This is a genomic window from Streptosporangium sp. NPDC006007, assembly GCF_040614315.1.
In the GTDB taxonomy this organism is placed as follows: Bacteria; Actinomycetota; Actinomycetes; order Streptosporangiales; family Streptosporangiaceae; genus Streptosporangium.
Genome location: NZ_JBEXUG010000005.1, coordinates 83,931 through 102,662 on the forward strand (window position 1 = coordinate 83,931; position 18,732 = coordinate 102,662).

Sequence of the window (18,732 nt, forward strand, 5' to 3'; positions counted from 1 at the left end):
ACGGCGGCCGGTGGCGGGGAACGGGCTCAAGGGTGCCGGGGCAAGGGGCCGGGGGCAAGGGGGCCGGTGATCGGGGTGATCGTGCCACCGGGCAGCCAGCGCCCCCCGCCGTGTCCGCCGTGTCCGTCGTGTCCACCCGAGGCCCCTCCGGGCTGAGCATGGCCCGGTACGGAGAGCGTGGACGCCGCGTACAACCGTGGCGGCGCCTGGCTGCCGGGCTCCCCCGACCAGCCGTGGTATCCGGCGGCGGTGGCGGGCTCGCCGGGGAACCGGAGGTTCAGGGCCGCGGCGTACGACAGCCCCCGCGGGTCACCGGGGTGGAACCGCAGCGCGATCAGCTGCCCGGCGGACGGGCCGAGTAGCGGCGCGCTGAGCAGCCAGGGCGCGAGATAGGTGCCCAGCGCGGCCACGCGGCCGGTGCCGACGTCGCGGACCACCCGGTCGGCGACCGCCCAGCCGGAGACGACGATCACAGGGGTGCGGGCGGCACCGGGCGCCACGACGGTGAGCCGCTGCCGCCCGGCCTCCGCCCGGACCTCGGCGGCGGCCCGCGTCCCTCGCGGCGAGGGGTCGCCGGCCAGGCCGATGACACGGACCCCTCTCGCCGCCACGAAGCGGACCATCGCCCGCAGATCGGCGGCGTCCGCCGCGGTGAGCCGGTCGGCGGGGCAGGATCGCAGCGGTGCGCCCACTCCGGCGACCGCCCGGCCCAGGGCGACATGGGCGCACTCGGGTCCGTCCGGGCCACGCAGATCGGGACCGCCCGCGCCGCCGTCGCCGGTGTCGACCGGCAGTTCGGCGACGGCTCCCCGGAGCCCGATCCAGAGCGGGCTGCGGCCTGCGGGCAGCCAGATCCGAGCCCAGGTGTACCGGGTGCCCGGCTGGGCGGTCGCCGGGGTGAGCCGTGCCGGGTCGGTCCCGGCGGACGCCTGGTCCGCACCGATGTGCACCAGGTTCCAGCCGGGCCTCGCGGGCGCGACGAGGACCGGTAGCCGGTGGCCCGCGACCGTCACGTCGCCCAGCAGGGGCACCCCGGGCACCGGCGGCGGGGCGGGCCGTGGGACCACGGTGAGCGCGGTCCCGGCCACGACCGCGCAGGCCAGGAGGATCGCTGGTGACCTCGCCGCCCCCCTCCGGTTTCCGGCGCCCCCGAGGAACACCGACAGCGCCACCACGCACCCGGCGGCGGCGACCGTCTTGACGATCAGCAGGGCGCCGAACGCCGACCAGACGCCCCGGTCCAGCCGTACCCCGTCGAGGAACGCCCACAGGGCGCCGCTCACGGCCAGGGCGGCGGCCGACACCAGAACCGGCGGTGTCAGCCGCCGGGCCAGTGCGCGGCGGTCGGCGGGAGCGGCGGTCGCCAGATACACCGCGGCGCCTGCCCAGACCGTGGCGGCCAGCCCGTGGACCACCGCGAGACCGAGGCCGAGCCCGAGGTCGGCGCCGTGGACGGCGGCGCCGGGCGTGACCGCGGCCTGGAACCCCGTATCCGGCGCGGCGCCGCCGCGCACCGCGCCGGATACGCCCGTGGTACCGTCCCGCGCGGCGGTGAACAGACCGTACGCCGCCAGGACGATGGTGATCAGCACGGCGGTGGCCGCCGCCGGCCGGGGGCGGGACAGCATCGTCGGCAACGCCAGGGTCGCCGTCGCCAGTGCCATCGTCACCAGCCACGCCCCACCGGCCACGATCACCGTGAACTGGCCCGCGGCGGCCGTGACCGCCGCGGCGTGGGCGAGGGTCCGCCCGTGGCGGCCGGGCGGCCCCGCCACGGGCTGTAGCATCGCGACACCGGCGGCGATCGACGTGGTGACCAGGACCAGGCCCCGGATGACGGCGCCCGCGCCCTCGGGCGGCGAGACCGGCCCGTGCGGGCCGTGCGGTCCCGCGAGGGTGTCCGCCCAGGCGGGCAGGGAGAGCGCGAGGACCTGGAGACAGGCGAGGACCGCGACGGCGGCAACCGCCCGATGCCGCCGACCGTGGGAACCGTACATGGGCGCTCCGGGTGGGCGGTCAGCGGATGTCGGCGTCGGCGACCGCGAACAGCACACCGTGTGGTCGTGCGCCGCCGTGGTCGCCGTGCGGCCACCGGGTGCGGTCGAAGCCGACACAGGGGGTGCCCTGGTTCTCGTCCCGGAAGGTCTGGTCCAGCGACAGCTCGCCGTGCGGGCCGACGTCGATCAGGCAGACCCGGTGGTCGCCGTCGACGTAGGTGGACGAGACGAAGTAGTTGGAGACGGCGAGCCTGCTGACCTGCTGGGTCTCCCGGTAGGCCTGGCGGTCGAGGCCGAAGGTGTCCATCGCGGCCCAGTGCGGGCCACCGGAGGTCAGGTCCTTGATCGGCAGGGCGCTCACCAGCCGGGGGCAGTCGCGTTCGCGGCCACCGGCGAAGACCTCCCGCATGTCGTCGATGCTGCACCGGGTGCCCCTGCCGGCGGCGAGCAGGGGCTGGATGTCCAGGACGTACACCATCCCGGCCTCCTTGTTGGCCGCGGGCGAGGAGAGCCCGCCGCTCAGCACGACGTGGAACAGGTATCGGTCGTCGGGGCTGGGCATCAGCCAGCTACCGCCGTCGGTGCCCGCCTGAGGGGTGTCGGTGGGGAAGAGCGCCTTGAACGCGGTGCTGTCGTCGAAGACCTCGCGCCACTTCGGGTTCGGGTCGGTGATGTCGGGGGTGTAGAAGACGGCGCCGCCGCTCATCGTCGAGGCGAACGCCCCCCGGTGGTGCGGCTGGTTGGTGACGGCGGTCTCCATCACCATGTGGGGTTCCTCGGCGATGGGGTTGGTCTCCTGGCGGGGCCCGTCGGGCAGGCGCGACACCGACAGCAGCCGGGGCCTGCCCCGGTCGGCGATGTCGAAGATCCTGACGGTCTTCCGCCCGACGTTCGCGGGCGGCGGCGCCGGCGGGGTGACCATGTTGCGGACCTCGGCGAAGTCACTGGTGATCAGCCGGTTGAGGTCCTCGCGTACGGCGATGCCGTGCGGGTTGGCGCAGGTGGCCTTGGGCAGCACGGGGATGTTGACGCACAGTTCGGGGTCCTCGGAGGTGCTGGTGGCCGCGGGCGCCTCGGCGAGGACCTTGCCGCTCCGGTCGAGGCGGACGACCTCGCCGGGGGAGCCCGCGTAGCCGTTGCCGTCGCGGATTTGGCCGTCGGTGTAGCGGCACGGCCCGGTGACGTCGGGGCCGCCCATGTACGTCGCGTAGGCGGTTCCGTCCTTCAGGACCGTGTAGGCGTCGGGGGCCGAGCCGCAGGGGGTGTCGGCGGGCAGGGTGACTCCGGCCAGGCGGACCTGGGGCAGCCGGGCGATGTCGAAGACGTAGGTGGTGTCGCTCAGCAGCCCTCCGGCGTAGACCCTGTCGCCCTTGTGCCACATGTACTGCATGTGGTGGGGCTCGTTGCCGAACGCCGAGTCGAGGGTGAGGGTGTTGACGACCCTGCCGTAGCCGGGGGTGCCGGGCGTGGCGTCGACGACGGCCAGGAAGTCGGGGTCGGGAGATCCCCCGGTTCCGGGTTCCGCGTCGCCCGCCCAGGTCAGCAGCCATTTCCGGGGGCGGTTCCCGGGGGTGGGCGCGAACGCCCGCTCGGTGAGGTGATTGGTCGCGGAGTAGGTCTTGCCGTCTGAGCCCACCACCTCGGAGCCGACCTTGACGACACCGCCGTCGGCCGCCGCCTCAAGGGGCGCGCTCGCGACGATGCCGGTGGCCAGGACGGACAGCGCGGCGAGAACCACGGCTGTTCGTCGACGCGGGGAAACGGGAAACCGTAAGCCAGACATCGCCCCTCCGGAATTCGGAACACACAGAAAGGCACAGCCGGCCTGGTGTCCGCCGGGCGCCGGGGTAGATTAACGATCGACAGAATCGTATGTAAGGGATCGCCCATCCATTTATTCGATATTGCGGACTTCACTCTCCGTACAGGCTGTCAACACAGCAACTCAGAAGATGCCCCGAAACGCGTGGGATGCGAGGGTCATGGGTGGGATCGCGGGTTCGCCGACCCTGTCGGCGTCCCGGCCGTCACGATGCCGGGCATTCACCGGCAGTGGCGGTACACGACGCGCGCGACGTATTTCCCCGCCGCAATTCCTCAAGGAGTGCACAGTGACGAGAACGCACATTCCACCGCGGACGGAACTCGTCCGCCGGGCGTCGGAGCTGGTCCCCACTCTCCGGTCGCACGCGGTCTGGTCGGAGGAGAACAGGCGTCTGCACGAGGAGTCCATCGAGGCGATGACCGACGCCGGCATCTTCAGGATGAGGATCCCGGCCCGCTACGGCGGATACGAGGTTGACGGGCGGACCCTTGTCGACGTGCTCACCCAGCTCGGTCAGGGAGACGGCTCGGCGTCGTGGAACGCCTCGGTCTGGTCGATGAGCGGCTGGCTGGCCTGCCTGTTCCCAGACGAGGTCCAGGACGAGGTGTTCTCGACCCCCGGCGTCCGAGTCTGCGGGGTCCTGAGTCCCACCGCGCTGGCCGTGCCGGGGAACGACGGCTTCGTGGTGAACGGCCGGTGGCGCTTCATGAGCGGCGCGCTGCACAGCCACTGGCAGGTGATCATCGCGATGGGACCCGCGCCGGACGGCGGCCAGTGGCCGATCATGGCGTTGGTCCCGATGCGGGACCTCGAAATCGTCGACGACTGGTACACGGCGGGCCTCAAGGGCACCGGCAGCGTCACCACCGTCGCCGAGGACGTGTTCGTCCCGGCCGAGCGCGTCATCCCGATGGTCGCGGTGCTTCAGGAGCAGTACGCCTCGAAGCTGAACGCCGACACGTCCGTCTACCGGCTGCCGATGATGGCGACCGGCTGCACCTCCTTCATCGGGACGGCCGTCGGCCTGGCGAAGGCCGCCAGGAGCACCTTCCTCGAACGACTCCCCGACCGGAAGATCACCTACACCGACTACGCCAGTCAGCGCGAGGCGCCGCTCACCCACCTCCAGGTGGCCGAGGCGACTTTCAAGATCGACGAGGCGGAGTTCCACGCCCACCGCCTGGCGCACCTGATGGACGCCAAGGGCGCGAACGGCGAGCCGTGGACGCTTGAGGAGCGGGTGGGCGCCCGCGCCGCCCTGGGCCGGGTGTTCCACCTCGCGAAGGAGGCCACCGGGATCCTCAAGACGGCGAGCGGCGGAACGTCGATCTACACCGGCGCGCCGATCCAGCGGATAGAGCGCGACGTGCAGACCCTGAACCTGCACGCCCTGATGCACCCGGACACCAACTTCGAGCTGTACGGCAGGGTCCTCTGCGGGCTGGGCCCCAACACCATGTATGTCTAGGACTCGCACTCCCAGGGGGAACCGTGGCGATGGAAAGGCAACGAAGAGACTACGCGGTGGTGCTCGGTGGAAGCATGGCGGGGCTGCTCGCCGCCCGGGTGCTGGCCGAGTCGTACACGGACGTGACGGTGATCGACCGTGACGAGCTGACCGGGGTGACCAGCCCTCGGCGCGGCGTCCCGCACGGGCGCCACGCCCATGGGCTGCTGGCCCTCGGCCAGCGGATCCTGGAGGAGGAGCTTCCGGGGCTCACCGCGGATCTGGTCGAGGCCGGGGTGCGGATCGGGGATCTCGGCGGCGACATCCGCTGGTACTTCAACGGCCGGCGGCTGCGCCCGTCCCACACTGGACTCGTCTGCGTTCCGGCCACCCGTCCGGTCCTGGAACACCACGTGCGGATGCGGGTTCGGGCCATCCCCAACGTGACGTTCGCCGAGCGGTGCGACGTGCTCGGCCTGGAGGCGACCGCCGGCCGGGACCGGATCACCGGGGTACGGGTACGGCGGCAGGCCGGGGACGGCGCCGAGGAGGCCGAGGAGATCTTGGAGGCCGACCTGGTGGTCGACGCCACCGGCCGGGGCTCGCGGACCCCCGCGTGGCTGGAGGAGCTCGGCTACTCCCGCCCCGGGGAGGAGAAGGTCAAGATCGGCCTGGCCTACACGACCCGCCACTACCGGCTGTCGCACGACCCCTTCGGCACTGACCTGGGCATCATCCCGGTCGCGACACCCGCGTATCCGCGTGGCGCCTTCTTCTATCCGCTGCCCGGCGACCGGACGCGGGCCGAGCTCTCCCTCACCGGCATCCTCGGAGACCATCCGCCGGCCGACCCCGGCGGCTTCCTCGCCTACGTCAGGTCCCTGCCGGTCCCGGATATCTTCGAGGCGGTCCGCGACGCCGAACCGCTCGACGACCCGGTGACGTTCCGCTTCCCGGTGAGCGTCCGGCGTCGCTACGAACGGCTGACCCGTCTCCCCACCGGTCTCCTCGCGATAGGCGACGCGGTGTGTAGTTTCAACCCGGTCTACGGCCAGGGGATGACCGCCGCCGCCATCGGCGCGGCCACATTGCGCCGGCGGTTGCGGGAGGAGGCCCAGCCGCAGCCGCGCCGGTTCTTCCACGAGGTCGCCGCCGCCCTTGACGCGCCGTGGGAGATCTCCGCCACGTCGGACCTCAGCTACCCCGAGGTCGCGGGGCGTCGCACGCCGAAGGTCCGCCTGATAAACGCCTACATGGCGCGGCTCCAGGACGCCGCGGCGCACGACCCCAGCCTCACCGCCGCGCTCATCCGGGCGTTCGGCCTCATCGACTCCCCGATGTCGCTCATGCGGCCCGACCGGGTCCTCCGCGTCCTGCGGAATTCGAGGCGCCGGCCGGCGGCGTGGGGGGAACAGCGGACGGCGGGCGCCTTCGCCCACCCGCCCGGCTGAGCCGGGGACGGGCGGGCTCCCCGGCGTTCCCGCCGGGGAGGAGGTCAGCGGGTCAGGTGCGCGAACTCTCCGGGGGTACGGCCCGGCCCGGCCGGCCCCCGATAGGCCTGGGCGATGTCCAGCCATCGATCGGCCTCGGCCCCCGAGGCGGTGAGCGCGAGATCGTCACGGTGCCTGCGCCTGGTGGTGAGCAGGCAGAAGTCGAACGCGGGACCGGTGATCCTCTGGGGCGCGTCGGCCGGGCCGAACTCCCACAGCTCCCCCGAGGGGGCGGTGAGCTCGAAACGGAACCCCACCTGTGGCGGTGTCAGGTTCCGGGCCAGATAGCCGAAGTCCTTGGTCAGCACCGCGAACCCGGCCAGGTGCCGGATCCGGTCGGTCGGCTCCCGCCGTACTCCGAGCGTGTCGGCGATGTCCTGGCCGTGTCCGAACAGCTCCATCAGCCCGGCCGCCGCGAGAACGGCGGGCGGCAGCGGTCTGACCAGCCAGGGCACCGTCCGGTCGGGGGGCACGGCGGCGAGCGCCTTGATCGCGGCTTCGCGCTCGGCCCGCCAGCGGGCCGACAGTACCTCCGGCGGGTCGGCCAGGAACGGCGCGAGCGCGCCGTGGACGTTCGCCTCGAAGTCGTCGCCGAGCCGGGCGAGCAGCGCGTTGAACGCCTCCTGATCGGACGCCGCCAGCGCGGCCATCCGGAAGGTCGCGGCCAGGTGGGCGATCTGATGCGCGATCGTCCATCCGGGCGCGGGGGTGGGCAGCTCCCACTGGGAGGGGGCGAGGCCGGCCACCAGGCCGTCGACCTCGTCGCCCTCCGCGGCCAGGTCGGAGAGCACGTCCTGCGGGTTGGTCACGGTTCTGTCCTCTCGCTGGGGAAAGGGGTGTCCCGAGGTCTGGGTCACTCCGGGTGTTCCGGCTCTCGCGACGGGCCGCTCCGCGCGTTCCCGGCGGAGGGCGGACGCCGTCCTAGGCCGGGTTCGGGCCGAGCGCGAAGAACCTCGTCTGCCAGAGGGCGTGGATCTCCGTCCTGACGTCGTCGTTCAGGATCACACCGGCGCGACTCGCCAGTGAGGAGACCGTGGACGATCCGTCGACGGCCTCCAGCAGGGCGTGGACCTCGGGCGAGATCCCGGCCCGCGGGCCGGTCGAGTAGTCCAGGTAGATCTCCCGGACGACCTCGCGCTCCCCGTCGGCCGTCAGCCGGAACGACCTGGCCAGCCTGGTCACCGGCCGGAACCGGAGGACGAAGTCGTCGAACGCCAGGGGACGTTCCGAACGGCGGCGGATCAGGAAGTCCTCGATCACCAGGGCGTCGAGGCCGGTCGTCAGGAAACACGTCAGGACGTCCTCGACGGTCTGCACGATCGGCTCGGCGTTGTTGTTGAACGACGTGTTCAGCAGCACCGGGGTCCCGGTGAGTTCGCCGAACCGCTCGATCAGCTGGTGGAACCTCTCGTTCGTCGCCGGGTCGACGATCTGCAGGCGCGCCGTTCCGTCGATGTGCGTCACCGCGCCCAGCTCGTCCCTGCGGTCCTCGCGCACGTCCACCACGAAGGACATGAAGTCGTAGTCGGCCGAGGTCTTGGGCAGGTCGAAGTAGTCGTGGGCCGCCTCGGGCGTGACCACCGGGGCGAACGGCCGGAAGCTCTCCCGCTTCTTGACCATCGCGTTGATCTTCTGCCGGTTCTCACTCGGGCGTGCGTCCGCGACGATGCTGCGGTTTCCCAGCGCCCGGGGACCGAACTCCGACTCACCCTGCGCCCAGCCCAGTACGGCACCGGCCGCGAGAAGCCCGGCCGCGCTCTCCACGACGTCCGCGGCGTACTCGAAGTCGATCAGAGCCCGCCACGACTCCAGCGTCTCCTTGATCTGGGCCGCCTCGCCCAGTGACGGCCCCAGGCTCGCGCTGCGCAGCCGCGGCAGGTCGTAGGGGGCCGCGCCGAGCCGGTAGGCGGCGGAGATCGCCGCGCCCTCGGCCGCGCCCGCGTCGTGCGACGAGGGGTGGACGAACACCTCCTCGAACAGGCCGGACCGCAAAATCACGCCGTTGAGACTGCTGTTGTGGGCGACGCCTCCGGTGAAGCAGAGCTTCGGCAGCCCGGTGGACCCCGCCCAGTGACTCAGCACGTGCAGGACGATCCTCTCCAGCATCTCCTGGAGACCGGCGGCGAAGTCCATGTGCCGGCGGGTCGGCGCCTCGCCCTCGCGGCGGGGCGGGAACCCCTCGGCGAAGAACGTCGGGCCGACCAGGTTGATCTCCGGCGCTGCCGGGTTGAGCTCGTAGTCCCCGTTCTCCCCCAGGTGGTACAGGCTGTCGAAAAGCTCGCGGTAGGTGCCCGGGTCACCGTACGGAGCCAGCCCCATCACCTTGTACTCGTCGCCGAACCGGTATCCGATCAGCTGGATCGCGCTCTCGTAGAACGTCCCCAGCGACTTCGAGATGGAGTAGGTGGCCAGGGTCTCCAGCCGTCCGTGGTCGGCGCGGAAGACCGTTCCCGAGTGCTCCTCCCCCCGGGCGTCCAGCACCAGCACCAGCGCCTCCGTCATACCCGACCTGGCCACGCTCGACAGGGCGTGCGAGACGTGGTGCGGGGTGTAGACGAGACGGTCGCCGGGCAGCTCCCAGCCGAACGCCTCCCGCAGCCTCTCGGTGATGATCTGGCGGGAGTAGCGGATTTCCACCCGGGGGTTCTCGATGTACCACTGGTTCAGCGCGTGGTCGGCGAAATCCTCGCGGAAGTAGTAGCCGACGCCGTCGATGTCGGAGGGCGAGACCCGTGCCTTGTCAAGGCACGCCCTGATCGCGTTGATCGGGAACTTGGTGGTCTTCTTGATGCGGTTGAGCCGCTCCTCCTCGACGGCCGCGACCAGCACACCGTCCTTGATGAGGCAGGCCGACGCGTCGTGGAAGTAGTAGTCCGGCATGCCGGGGATCAGATCGACGTCCTCAGCGGAGAAGTTCCCATTCACGCCGAGTATCAGCATACGATCACCGAGCCCTCTCTCCCGTAGCAGCCTGTCGGCGGTGGCCGTCCGCCGACGTCCACCACCCGACCGTCGCACCCGTGGCCGGGGCCGCGCATCTTCCAGGTTGCCGCGCCGCGCTCCGCCGCTCCCCACCCCGCTCCGCCGCGTTTCAGGACTGTTCCGGGACCGCTCCCCGCCGCCGCGGGGCCGTCGCGCCGGTCCGGGCCGAGCTGACCGCCGCCGGATGACCTGGGGCTCCAGCAAGCGGGGCGCGATGAGTTTCGAGCCGGGTCCCCGTCTTAGGTGGGTGAGCACTTCGATAAGGGCACAGCTCCGGACGACGAGGAGAGCGAGATCGTGACTGTCGATGCACCCAAGGCGGGACGGCGGGAGTGGATCGGGCTGACCGTACTGGCCCTGCCCACCCTGCTGATGGCCCTGGATCTGAGCGTGCTGTACCTGGCGCTGCCGAGCCTGAGCGCGGATCTGGGGGCCAGTGGCGTCCAGCAGCTGTGGATCACTGACGTCTACGGCTTCATGGTCGCGGGTTTCCTGGTCACGATGGGCACCCTGGGGGACCGGATCGGCCGCCGCAGGCTGCTGATGATCGGGGCGGCCGTGTTCGGCGCCGCCTCGGTGCTGGCCGCCCTGTCCACCAGCCCGCAGATGCTGATCGCGGCGCGGACGCTGATGGGGATCGCCGGGGCGACGCTGGCGCCCTCCACCCTGGCGTTGATCAGCACCATGTTCCAGGATCCCCGGCAGCGGGCGACGGCCATGGCCGCGTGGATGAGCTGCTTCGTCGGCGGCAACGCCGTCGGCCCGGTGGTCGGCGGGGTGCTGCTGGAGAACTTCTGGTGGGGCTCGGTGTTCCTGCTGGGCGTGCCGATCATGCTGCTGCTGCTGGTGGCCGGGCCGATGCTGCTGCCCGAGTTCCGCGCCCCCCAGGCGGGCAGGCTCGACCTGACCAGCGTCGCGCTGTCCCTGGTCGCGATCCTGGCGACCATCTACGGCCTCAAGGAGATCGCCAGGTACGGCTGGCAGCCGATCTACATCACCGCCCTGGTGGCCGGTCTGCTGGTGGGCGTGGTGTTCGTCATACGGCAGCGCGGCCTGGCCGACCCGCTGCTTGACCTGCGCCTGTTCGGCAACCGCTCCTTCAGCTCCGTTCTGGCGATGATGCTGTTCGGCGGGATCTTCCTTGGGGGGACCACCCTGCTGGTCACCCAATTCCTGCAGCTGGTCCTGGGGCTCTCGCCGTTGCAGGCGGGTCTCTGGCTGGTGCCGTCGATCATCGTGATGACCACCTGCGCCATGCTGGCCCCGGGCGTCGCGCGGCAGGTCCGCCCGGCCTACGTCATGGCGGCCGGCATGGCGATCGCGGCCCTGGGCTATCTGGTGCTCACCCAGGTCGACGGCGTCGGCGGACTGGCCATCCTGGTGACCGGCTGGGCCATCGCCCTGGGCGGCAACGGTCTGCCGGCCGGGCTCGGCATCGGCCTGGTCATCGGGTCCGTCCCGCCGGAGAAGGCCGGATCGGCGTCGGCGATCCAGCAGACCAGCACCGAGTTCGGCCTCGCGCTGGGCATCGCCACCGTGGGAAGCATCGGCACCGCCGTCTACCGGGACCAGATGAGCGACGCCATCCCCGCCGACGTCCCCGCCCAGATCGCGGAGGCCGCCCGTGACAGCGTCAACGGCGCGGTGACCGCCGCCGAGCGGTTCCCCGACGTGGTGGCCGCGGCCCGTGAGGCGTACACCACCGGCCTGAACGTCGTCTCCGGCATCAGCGTCGTCGTCTTCCTCGTCCTCGCCGTCCTCATCGCGGTCATGGTCCGGCATGTCCCCCCCTTCGGCCGGATGCAGCCCGCCCAGGGCGACGGCGACCCCGCGGCTCCCCACCGGGCCGGCCACGACTCCGAGGAGGTGCGGCCCGTACCGGCCGCGGACTGAGCGGCGGCCGGGCAGTACCGTCGGCAACAATGATCATCAGTTAGGGGACACCACGATGACCAGCGAGAGGACAACTCTCCCGAAGATCGTTTCACCGGACGAGTGGCTCACCGCCCGCAGGGCGTTCCTCGCCAGGGAGAAGGAGTTCACCCGGGCGCGCGACGCGCTGAACGCCGAGCGCCGCGCCCTGCCAATGGTCGAGGTCCAGAAGGAGTACGTGTTCGAGGGCCCGGACGGCAAGGCCACGCTGCCGGACCTGTTCGACGGGCGCCGACAGCTGATCGTGCAGCACGTCATGTTCGATCCCGCCTGGGACGAGGGCTGCCCGAGCTGCCGGCACGCCATCCGCGACCTGGGCCACCTGCCGCACCTGCACGAGAAGGACACCACGCTGGTCCTGGTCTCCCGGGCGCCGCAGGACAAGATCGAGGCCTACCGGCGGCGGATGGGCTGGACCGTCCCGTACTACTCCTCGTTCGGCGGTGACTTCAACTACGACTTCCACATCACCCTGGACGAGGCGGAGGCGCCGCTTCTGATCAACTTCAGGACCAGGGCCGAGCACGAGGAGGCCGTCGGCCCCTGGGACTCCGGGAGTCGTGAGATCCCGGGGGTGAGCGTCTTCCTGCGCGGTGAGGGCGGCAGGGTCTTCCACACCTACTCCACCTACCTGCGGGGCCTCGACATCCTCCTGTTCACCCTGAACTACCTCGACCTGACGCCTCTCGGCAGGCAGGAGGGGTAGGAGCGGCCCGCGAGGAGTTCCGGGGCCTCCGAGCGGGACCGCCCATCACCGGCACCGGATCGGCGCGCCCGCCGGTCCGGTGCCGGCCGGTTCTCACCGGCGGCGCTCCGCCGACGCCACCCGCCGGACACCCGGCCCCCGCACCGCCCCGCGTACCTCGTCGAGCGCCACCGCCGGATGAGCCCCTCTCACCGGTGCCGCCCGACGAACATGCCGCAGTAAAGCGTGTCCTCGACGTACTCCACGGCGCAGCCCGCCTCCTCGAACGCCCGGACGTACTCCTCGCGCGTCCACAGGCCGAAGACGTGGGTCTCGGTGAAGTGCTCGACGCCGTACCGGTCCGCGACCACGTAGTGGATGTCCATGTAAGCGCGGTCCTCCCGTCGCCGGGTGCGCGAGACGCGCGACACCGTGCACCCTTCCCCGCGCACCACGTCACCGGCGATGTAGCCGTCGATGAACCTCTCGGCGAACCACCACGGCTCGACGATCAGCACGCCGCCGGGCGCCAGATGCCCCACCATCCGCCCGACCGCCGCGCCCAGCGCCTCCAGCGACGGGAGATAGCCGACCACCGTGTACAGGGAGACCACCGCGTCGTAGGTGCGGCGCAGGTCGAAGTCGCGCATGTCCCCGACGTGGAGGGGCACCCCCGGCAGTTTGGCCCTGGCCACCGAGATCATGGATTCGGACAGGTCCACGCCCTCGACGTGGTCGAAAAGCCCGCTCAGCGCGGTCAGGTGCTCGCCGGTGCCGCAGCCCACGTCGAGCAGCGAGGCGGCGTCCGGCCTGCGGTCCCGGATGATCTTGGCCACCAGATCGGCCTCGGCCCGGTAGTCCTTCCCCCGCCCCTCCCGGTAGATCAGGTCCCACACACCGGCCAGCCGCTGCTCGAACATGCGCCTTCTCTCCCCTGGCCACTTCTCCGGACGTCCGGCCGCCGTTTCTCCTCCTGCGGACCGTCCGAACCCTCCGCACGGCTCACAGCTTCTCCGGGCTCTCCGGGCGGCCGAGGGTACGGCCCGACCCCCCGGCACCGCCGCGCCTCCCGACGAACTCCTTGATCGAGGAGATGACGTAGTCGAGCATCTCGCCGGTCAGCCCGGGGTAGACCCCGACCCAGAAGGTCTGGTCGGTGACGATGTCACTGTTGGTCAGCTCCCCGATCACCCTGAACGGCTGGCCGGCATAGGCGGGGTGCCGGGTCAGGTTGCCGGCGAACATCTGGCGGGTGCCGATCCTCCGGTCCTCCAGGAACTCCACCAGCTCCCGCCGGCCGAACGGCGCCCCCGGATCGACGGTGATCACGAATCCGAACCAGCTCGGGTCACTGCGCGGCGTCGGCTCGGGCGGCAGCAGGTACGGCACGCCGTCCAGCCCGTCGCGCAGCCGCCGCCAGTTGCGCCGCCGGGCCGTACAGAAGTCGTCGAGTTTGGCGAGCTGGGTCAGGCCCAGGGCCGCCTGCAGGTCGGTCGCCTTCAGGTTGTAGCCGACGTGGGAGTAGATGTACTTGTGGTCGTAGCCCTCGGGCAGCGTGCCCAGCCGATATTTGAAGCGCTTGAGGCAGGTGTTGCTCTCGCCCGGAGCGCACCAGCAGTCGCGGCCCCAGTCGCGCAGCGACTCCACGATCCTGGCCAGGACGAGGTTCGAGGTCAGGACGCACCCGCCCTCTCCCATGGCGAGGTGGTGGGCGGGGTAGAAGCTCACCGTGGCGAGATCACCGAAGGTGCCGGTGAGCCGGCCGTCGTAGCGGGATCCCACGGCGTCGCAGTTGTCCTCGATGAGGAAGAGGTCGTGCTCGGTCGCGAGCTGGGCGATCTCCGTGGCCTCGTAGGGGTTGCCGAGCGTGTGCGCGAGGTTGATCGCGCGGGTTCTCGGCCCGATCGCCTGCGCGACCCGGTCCGCCGTGGTGTTGTACGTGCCCAGTTCCACGTCGACGAAGACCGGGATCAGGCCGTTCTGCAGGATCGGGTTGACCGTGGTCGGGAAGCCCGCCGCGACCGTGATCACCTCGTCGCCCGGCCGCAGCCGCCGCTCCTCCAGCAGGGGCGAGGTCAGGGCGGAGACCGCCAGCAGGTTCGCCGAGGACCCCGAGTTGGTCAGATGCGCCTTGCGATGCCTCAGCCGACGGGCGAAGGCGGACTCGAACCTCTGCGCGCTGCGCCCGGCGGCGATGCGCATGTCCAGTGCGGCCTCGACCAGCGCCACCCGGTCGTCGGCGTCGAGCACGGCGCCGGACGGCCAGATCTCGGTGACCCCGGGCACGAACCCCGCGTCGGCCTGGATGTCCTGGTGATATTTGCGGACCTCGTCCAGCAGCAGCGCCTTCCGATCACTCATCTCCGCCTCCTTCTCCATCGCCTCGACGGTGCCTGACGGTCTCAGGGCCCAGCGCCAAAGCCCTCATGACGACCTCTTCTCAGGGTGGGGCGTTCCGCGGCAGCCTCTCGGACGTGCGGGAAAATCCAGTAACGGGATTCGCCCGGCATCCTTTCTCATCATCATCAATCTTATCCTGGCGCCCTAAATCTAGGCTTCTCATGAATTGCCCGATAAAATCGCCTTAGTCGGCAACTCGGCTCGTCAGGATGTCGCCACAATCGATATTTCTCCTGGATTGCTCAGAGTTTCGGTCTTTCTACCGAGTGCAATCGACAAACGTTACATTGGGCCGCGCATCACGCATCGCCTGAGAGCTCCAGGAAGGGTGAGATGATCAACGTCTTTCAGCCGACGCTCGCCGACGAGGAACTGGCCGCCGTGGCGGAGGTGTTCAAAAGCAACTGGATCGGCAGAGGGCGGCGGACCGCGGACTTCGAGGCGGCCTTCGCCGATCACCTCGGTGTCGGCCACAACCGGGTCACCTCGGTCAACTCGTGCACGGAGGCGCTCTTCATCGCGACCCGCCTGGCGGGCGCCGGCCCCGGCGGCGAGGTGGTGCTCCCGACGGTCAGCTTCGTGGGCGCGGGCAACGCGGTGGCCGCGCACGGCGCCCGGCCCGTCTTCTGCGACGTGGACCCCCGGACGCTGAACCCAACCGTCGACGACGTGGCCGCGGCGCTGACCCCGAAGACGAAAGCCGTCATCCTGCTGCACTACGGCGGCTACCCGGGCGAGGTGGTGGAGATCGCGGCGCTCTGCCGCGACCGGGGGATCCTCCTGATCGAGGACGCCGCCTGCTCCGTGGCGTCCCGGGTGGACGGCCAGGCGTGCGGCGTGATCGGCGACCTCGGGGTGTGGAGCTTCGGCAGCACCAAGATCGTGGCAACCGGCGACGGCGGGATGCTGTCGGCCCGGGACCCGGAGCTGGTGGCGCAGGCGGCCAAACTGGCCTACTTCGGCCTGGAGCAGTTCAGCGGTTTCTCCCAGGCCAAGGAGAACAACACCCGCTGGTGGGACTTTCAGATCTCGTCGTTCTCCCGGCGCTCGATCATGAACGACATCCAGTCGGCCATCGGTGTGGTGCAGATGGGCAGGCTCAAGGGGTTCGTCGAACGCCGCGGCGAGATCGTCTCCCGTTACGACAGGGCGCTGGCCGACCTGACCGGTGTGGTGACGCCGCCTCCGCTGCCGAGGGGACACACCTCCTCCCACTACCTGTACTGGGTGCAGATGGACGAGGGCATCCGCGACGACGTCGCCCGCGACCTCTACGAGCGCGGCATCTACACCACCTTCCGTTACGCGGCGCTGCACCGCGTCAAGGCGTACGGATCGGACGCCCGGCTGCCCGGCGCGGAGGCCGCGGTGGCCCGGACCCTCTGCCTGCCCCTCCACCAGGCGCTCAGCGACGACGACGTCGACACGACGGTCGCCGCGCTGCGCGAGGTGGTCACCCGGCGCTCGGCGGCGCCGGGCTCGGCGAGCGCCGCGGGGAGCGCCGGATGACGGACACGCCGGTGGCAGGGAACGGCAGGCCGCTCCCGGCCACCGCGGTCTACGGGCAGGACGTCAGCGAGGTGTACGACCTCTTCTACCGGGGACGTGGCCAGGACTTCGCGGCGGAGGCCGCGGTGGTGGCCGAGGCCGTACGGAGCAGGAGGCCGGACGCGAACTCGCTGCTGGACGTGGCCTGCGGGACGGGTGAGCACCTGCGGTGGCTGGCCACCCACTTCGACGAGGTCGCCGGGCTGGAGATGTCTCCCGCCATGCGCGCGCTGGCCCGGGGCAAGCGGCCCGGGACGCCCGTGCACCAGGGCGACATGCGCGGATTCGATCTGGGCCGCGCCTTCGACGCGGTCTGCTGCCTGACGAGCTCGCTCGGCTACATGTCCGATGTGGGCGAGCTCGACGCCGCCGTCGCCGCCATGGCGCGCCACCTCGCCCCCGGCGGCGTGCTCGTCATCGACCCCTGGTGGTCGCCCGGCGCCTTCCTGGACGGTCACATCGCGCACGACGTGGTGCGCGCCGGCCCCCGGACGGTGGCACGGCTGTCGCACTCCCGGCGCGACGGTGACTCCGTCCGGCACGAGGCGCATTATCTCGTGGCGGACGCGACCGGCATCCGGCACTTCACGCACACCCAGCCGCTGACGCTGTTCACCCGGGCGCAGTACCTCGCCGCGCTCGAAAACGCCGGCTGCGCCGCCGAACACGTCGAGCACGACACCCACTTCACCGCCCGGGGCCTCTTCGTCGCGGTACGCGGCTGACCCTCTCGCGGGCCGTCGGGACCGTGCCCCGCCGGTGGGCGGCGGGCCGTATGGGCGGTGAGTCCCCGCCCGTCAGCGGGGTTCACCGGCGGCGGCGAAGTCCTCCCCCACGAGCAGCTGCCCGACCGACTCCACGACCGCCTGGAACGTCTCGGCCTGGTTGGTGAACCGATTGCCGAAGCGGTCGATCCTCCAGGGCGTCAGGTCGGCCAGGTCACTCGTTCCGTGCGCTACACGGTCGGCCAGCGCCTTTCCGAAGCCGGGACCGTGGGTGACGCCGAGTTCGTTGTCCCCGCCCATGGCGTAGAGGCCCTCGACACCCGGCACCGGGCCAACCAGCGCCATGTCGTCCGGGGTGTAACAGGGCGCGCCGTGTTTGACCCTGATGCTCGCCGGGCGGGACAGGGCCGGTATGAAGGTCGCGGCCCTGGCAACCCGCTGGTTCTCCAGGACGCCGTCGGTCGGCAACTCGTCCAGCCGGTCCGGCACCGGCGCGTCCACCAGGATGTTCCTCGGGTAGGTCGTGTACATGCCGCCCCAGAGCAGGCCGCCGTGGTGCCCTCGCACCCAGAGCACGGTGCCCCCGCCGGGTTCGCCGGGCATCAGGCCCTGGAGCATGAGCACGGGCATGGTCTCCGGGATGCCGAGAGGTTCGGTGATGATGCGCGAGGTGACCTGGGGTACGGCGGGCAGGAAGGCGCCCAGCGGCTCCAGCAGCCGGTTGCTCCAGGCACCGGCGGCCACCACCACGGTCTCGCAGTCCACCGCGCCGCCGGGCGTCTCGACCCCCGTGACCCGGCCGTTCCGGACGCGGATCTCGCTCACCGGACGCCGGGTGTCGATGACGCCGCCCCGTTCGGTGATCCGGTCGGCCATCGCGACGGCGACCTTGGCCGTGGTGACCTGCGCCCCGCAGGGAAGGTACCGGCCGCCGTACACCCCGTCGCCGGAGACCGCGCCGCCGGTGAGCTCCGCCATCCGGCCGGGCTCCACCTCGAAGCTGCCGGGGTCGGCCGCGTACCAGGTGAGCTGCTGGACCTGGTTCCACGCGGCTTCGCTGGCCGCCACCCAGAGCACGCCGTTGCGGCGGTAGTCGATGTCGTAGCCCGCCGCGTGCAGGCCCGCGTAGAAGTCCATGCCGTAGCGCTCGATGGGCAGCGCCTTCGACTCGGCCCCGTGCAGCGGGGAGATCGTGGTCCACGGGGCCAGGAAGCCTCCGCCCGCGCCGCTGGTGCCCTCGAACAGACCGTCCCGCTCAAGGAGACGCACGTTCTCGACCCCGGCCTCAAGCAGGTGAAGGGCGAGCGAGACACCCATCACCCCGCCGCCCACCACGACGACATCGGAACGGTCGGGCATGTCCGCCTCCTCAGGGAAAGACCACCGGGCCGGCGACGTCGCCGGTCAACCGGCTGTCACCACGCGATCACCAGGCCATACCGCCGCCTGGGCCCACCCCCGTCGGCCTCCGTCCGGCGACGTCCCGCGATGCTCACGCTCCGACCGTCGCATCCGTGCCCCGCCCCGCGCATCTTCCAGATTGCCCGCCTTTCTCCAGCCGGATCCACCACAGCGCCCGGCCGCCGGCGTACCGCGCCGAATTCACCGGAGCCCCTGTTCTGATCCGGGTTCCGCGGCACCCGGATCAGATCTGATCGGGTGCCGCGGCCCTGGGGACGGTGAGGGATACGGCTGGGCTCT

At 71.3% G+C, this 18,732-nt stretch carries 13 protein-coding genes; 6 read left to right on the plus strand and 7 right to left on the minus strand.

What is annotated here, in order from left to right; genetic code table 11:
* Positions 1-26: 26 nt before the first annotated feature.
* On the minus strand, positions 27-1,997 hold the full coding sequence (locus ABZ194_RS05995) for a hypothetical protein (RefSeq protein ID WP_355592824.1): 1,971 nt from the start codon (positions 1,995-1,997) through the stop codon (positions 27-29).
* 19 nt (positions 1,998-2,016) lie between these two features.
* On the minus strand, positions 2,017-3,735 hold the full coding sequence (locus tag ABZ194_RS06000) for a hypothetical protein (RefSeq protein WP_355592826.1): 1,719 nt from the start codon (positions 3,733-3,735) through the stop codon (positions 2,017-2,019).
* A 373-nt stretch (positions 3,736-4,108) separates the two neighbouring features.
* Here ABZ194_RS06000 and ABZ194_RS06005 point away from each other — a divergent pair, with 373 nt between their 5' ends.
* Together ABZ194_RS06005 and ABZ194_RS06010 are read left to right on the plus strand one after the other, a co-directional pair.
* Complete coding sequence (locus ABZ194_RS06005; RefSeq protein WP_355592828.1) at positions 4,109-5,290, plus strand: acyl-CoA dehydrogenase family protein; 1,182 nt, start codon at positions 4,109-4,111, stop codon at positions 5,288-5,290.
* A 29-nt stretch (positions 5,291-5,319) separates the two neighbouring features.
* On the plus strand, positions 5,320-6,720 hold the full coding sequence (locus ABZ194_RS06010) for an FAD-binding monooxygenase (RefSeq protein ID WP_355592830.1): 1,401 nt from the start codon (positions 5,320-5,322) through the stop codon (positions 6,718-6,720).
* Positions 6,721-6,764: 44 nt separating this feature from the next.
* Here the strand turns inward: ABZ194_RS06010 and ABZ194_RS06015 are convergent, their stop codons facing one another.
* A complete protein-coding gene (locus ABZ194_RS06015; protein WP_355592832.1) occupies positions 6,765-7,568 on the minus strand; it encodes a TIGR03084 family metal-binding protein in 804 nt (267 codons plus the stop codon).
* Between the two features lie 112 nt (positions 7,569-7,680).
* Positions 7,681-9,699 carry a carbamoyltransferase C-terminal domain-containing protein gene (locus ABZ194_RS06020; RefSeq protein WP_355592834.1) on the minus strand — a complete coding sequence of 673 codons (2,019 nt, stop codon included), beginning with the start codon at positions 9,697-9,699 and terminating at the stop codon, positions 7,681-7,683.
* A 339-nt stretch (positions 9,700-10,038) separates the two neighbouring features.
* Here ABZ194_RS06020 and ABZ194_RS06025 point away from each other — a divergent pair, with 339 nt between their 5' ends.
* Both ABZ194_RS06025 and ABZ194_RS06030 read left to right on the plus strand, forming a co-directional pair.
* The gene (locus ABZ194_RS06025) at positions 10,039-11,634 is read left to right on the plus strand and encodes an MFS transporter (protein ID WP_355592836.1); all 1,596 of its coding nucleotides are present in this window, start codon (positions 10,039-10,041) and stop codon (positions 11,632-11,634) included.
* A 55-nt stretch (positions 11,635-11,689) separates the two neighbouring features.
* Positions 11,690-12,379, plus strand: coding sequence for a DUF899 domain-containing protein (locus tag ABZ194_RS06030; protein WP_355592838.1), 690 nt, complete (start codon positions 11,690-11,692; stop codon positions 12,377-12,379).
* Between the two features lie 188 nt (positions 12,380-12,567).
* On the opposite strand, the gene ABZ194_RS06035 is transcribed toward ABZ194_RS06030, so the two are convergent.
* On the minus strand, positions 12,568-13,278 hold the full coding sequence (locus ABZ194_RS06035; RefSeq protein WP_355592840.1) for a class I SAM-dependent methyltransferase: 711 nt from the start codon (positions 13,276-13,278) through the stop codon (positions 12,568-12,570).
* Between the two features lie 82 nt (positions 13,279-13,360).
* Positions 13,361-14,719: a lipopolysaccharide biosynthesis protein RfbH gene (gene rfbH / locus ABZ194_RS06040; RefSeq protein ID WP_355592842.1), complete on the minus strand. Its 1,359-nt coding sequence runs from the start codon at positions 14,717-14,719 to the stop codon at positions 13,361-13,363.
* Positions 14,720-15,091: 372 nt separating this feature from the next.
* On the opposite strand from rfbH, the gene ABZ194_RS06045 reads away from it, so the two are divergent.
* Positions 15,092-16,267 (plus strand): DegT/DnrJ/EryC1/StrS family aminotransferase, encoded by a 1,176-nt coding sequence (locus tag ABZ194_RS06045; RefSeq protein WP_355592844.1) that lies wholly within the window; start codon positions 15,092-15,094, stop codon positions 16,265-16,267.
* Positions 16,264-17,031 carry a class I SAM-dependent methyltransferase gene (locus tag ABZ194_RS06050; protein WP_355592847.1) on the plus strand — a complete coding sequence of 256 codons (768 nt, stop codon included), beginning with the start codon at positions 16,264-16,266 and terminating at the stop codon, positions 17,029-17,031. Before ABZ194_RS06045 ends, ABZ194_RS06050 begins: the two co-directional genes overlap by 4 nt.
* A 72-nt stretch (positions 17,032-17,103) precedes the next feature.
* On the opposite strand, the gene ABZ194_RS06055 is transcribed toward ABZ194_RS06050, so the two are convergent.
* Complete coding sequence (locus ABZ194_RS06055) at positions 17,104-18,390, minus strand: FAD-binding oxidoreductase (protein WP_355592849.1); 1,287 nt, start codon at positions 18,388-18,390, stop codon at positions 17,104-17,106.
* Between the last annotated feature and the right edge of the window lie 342 nt (positions 18,391-18,732).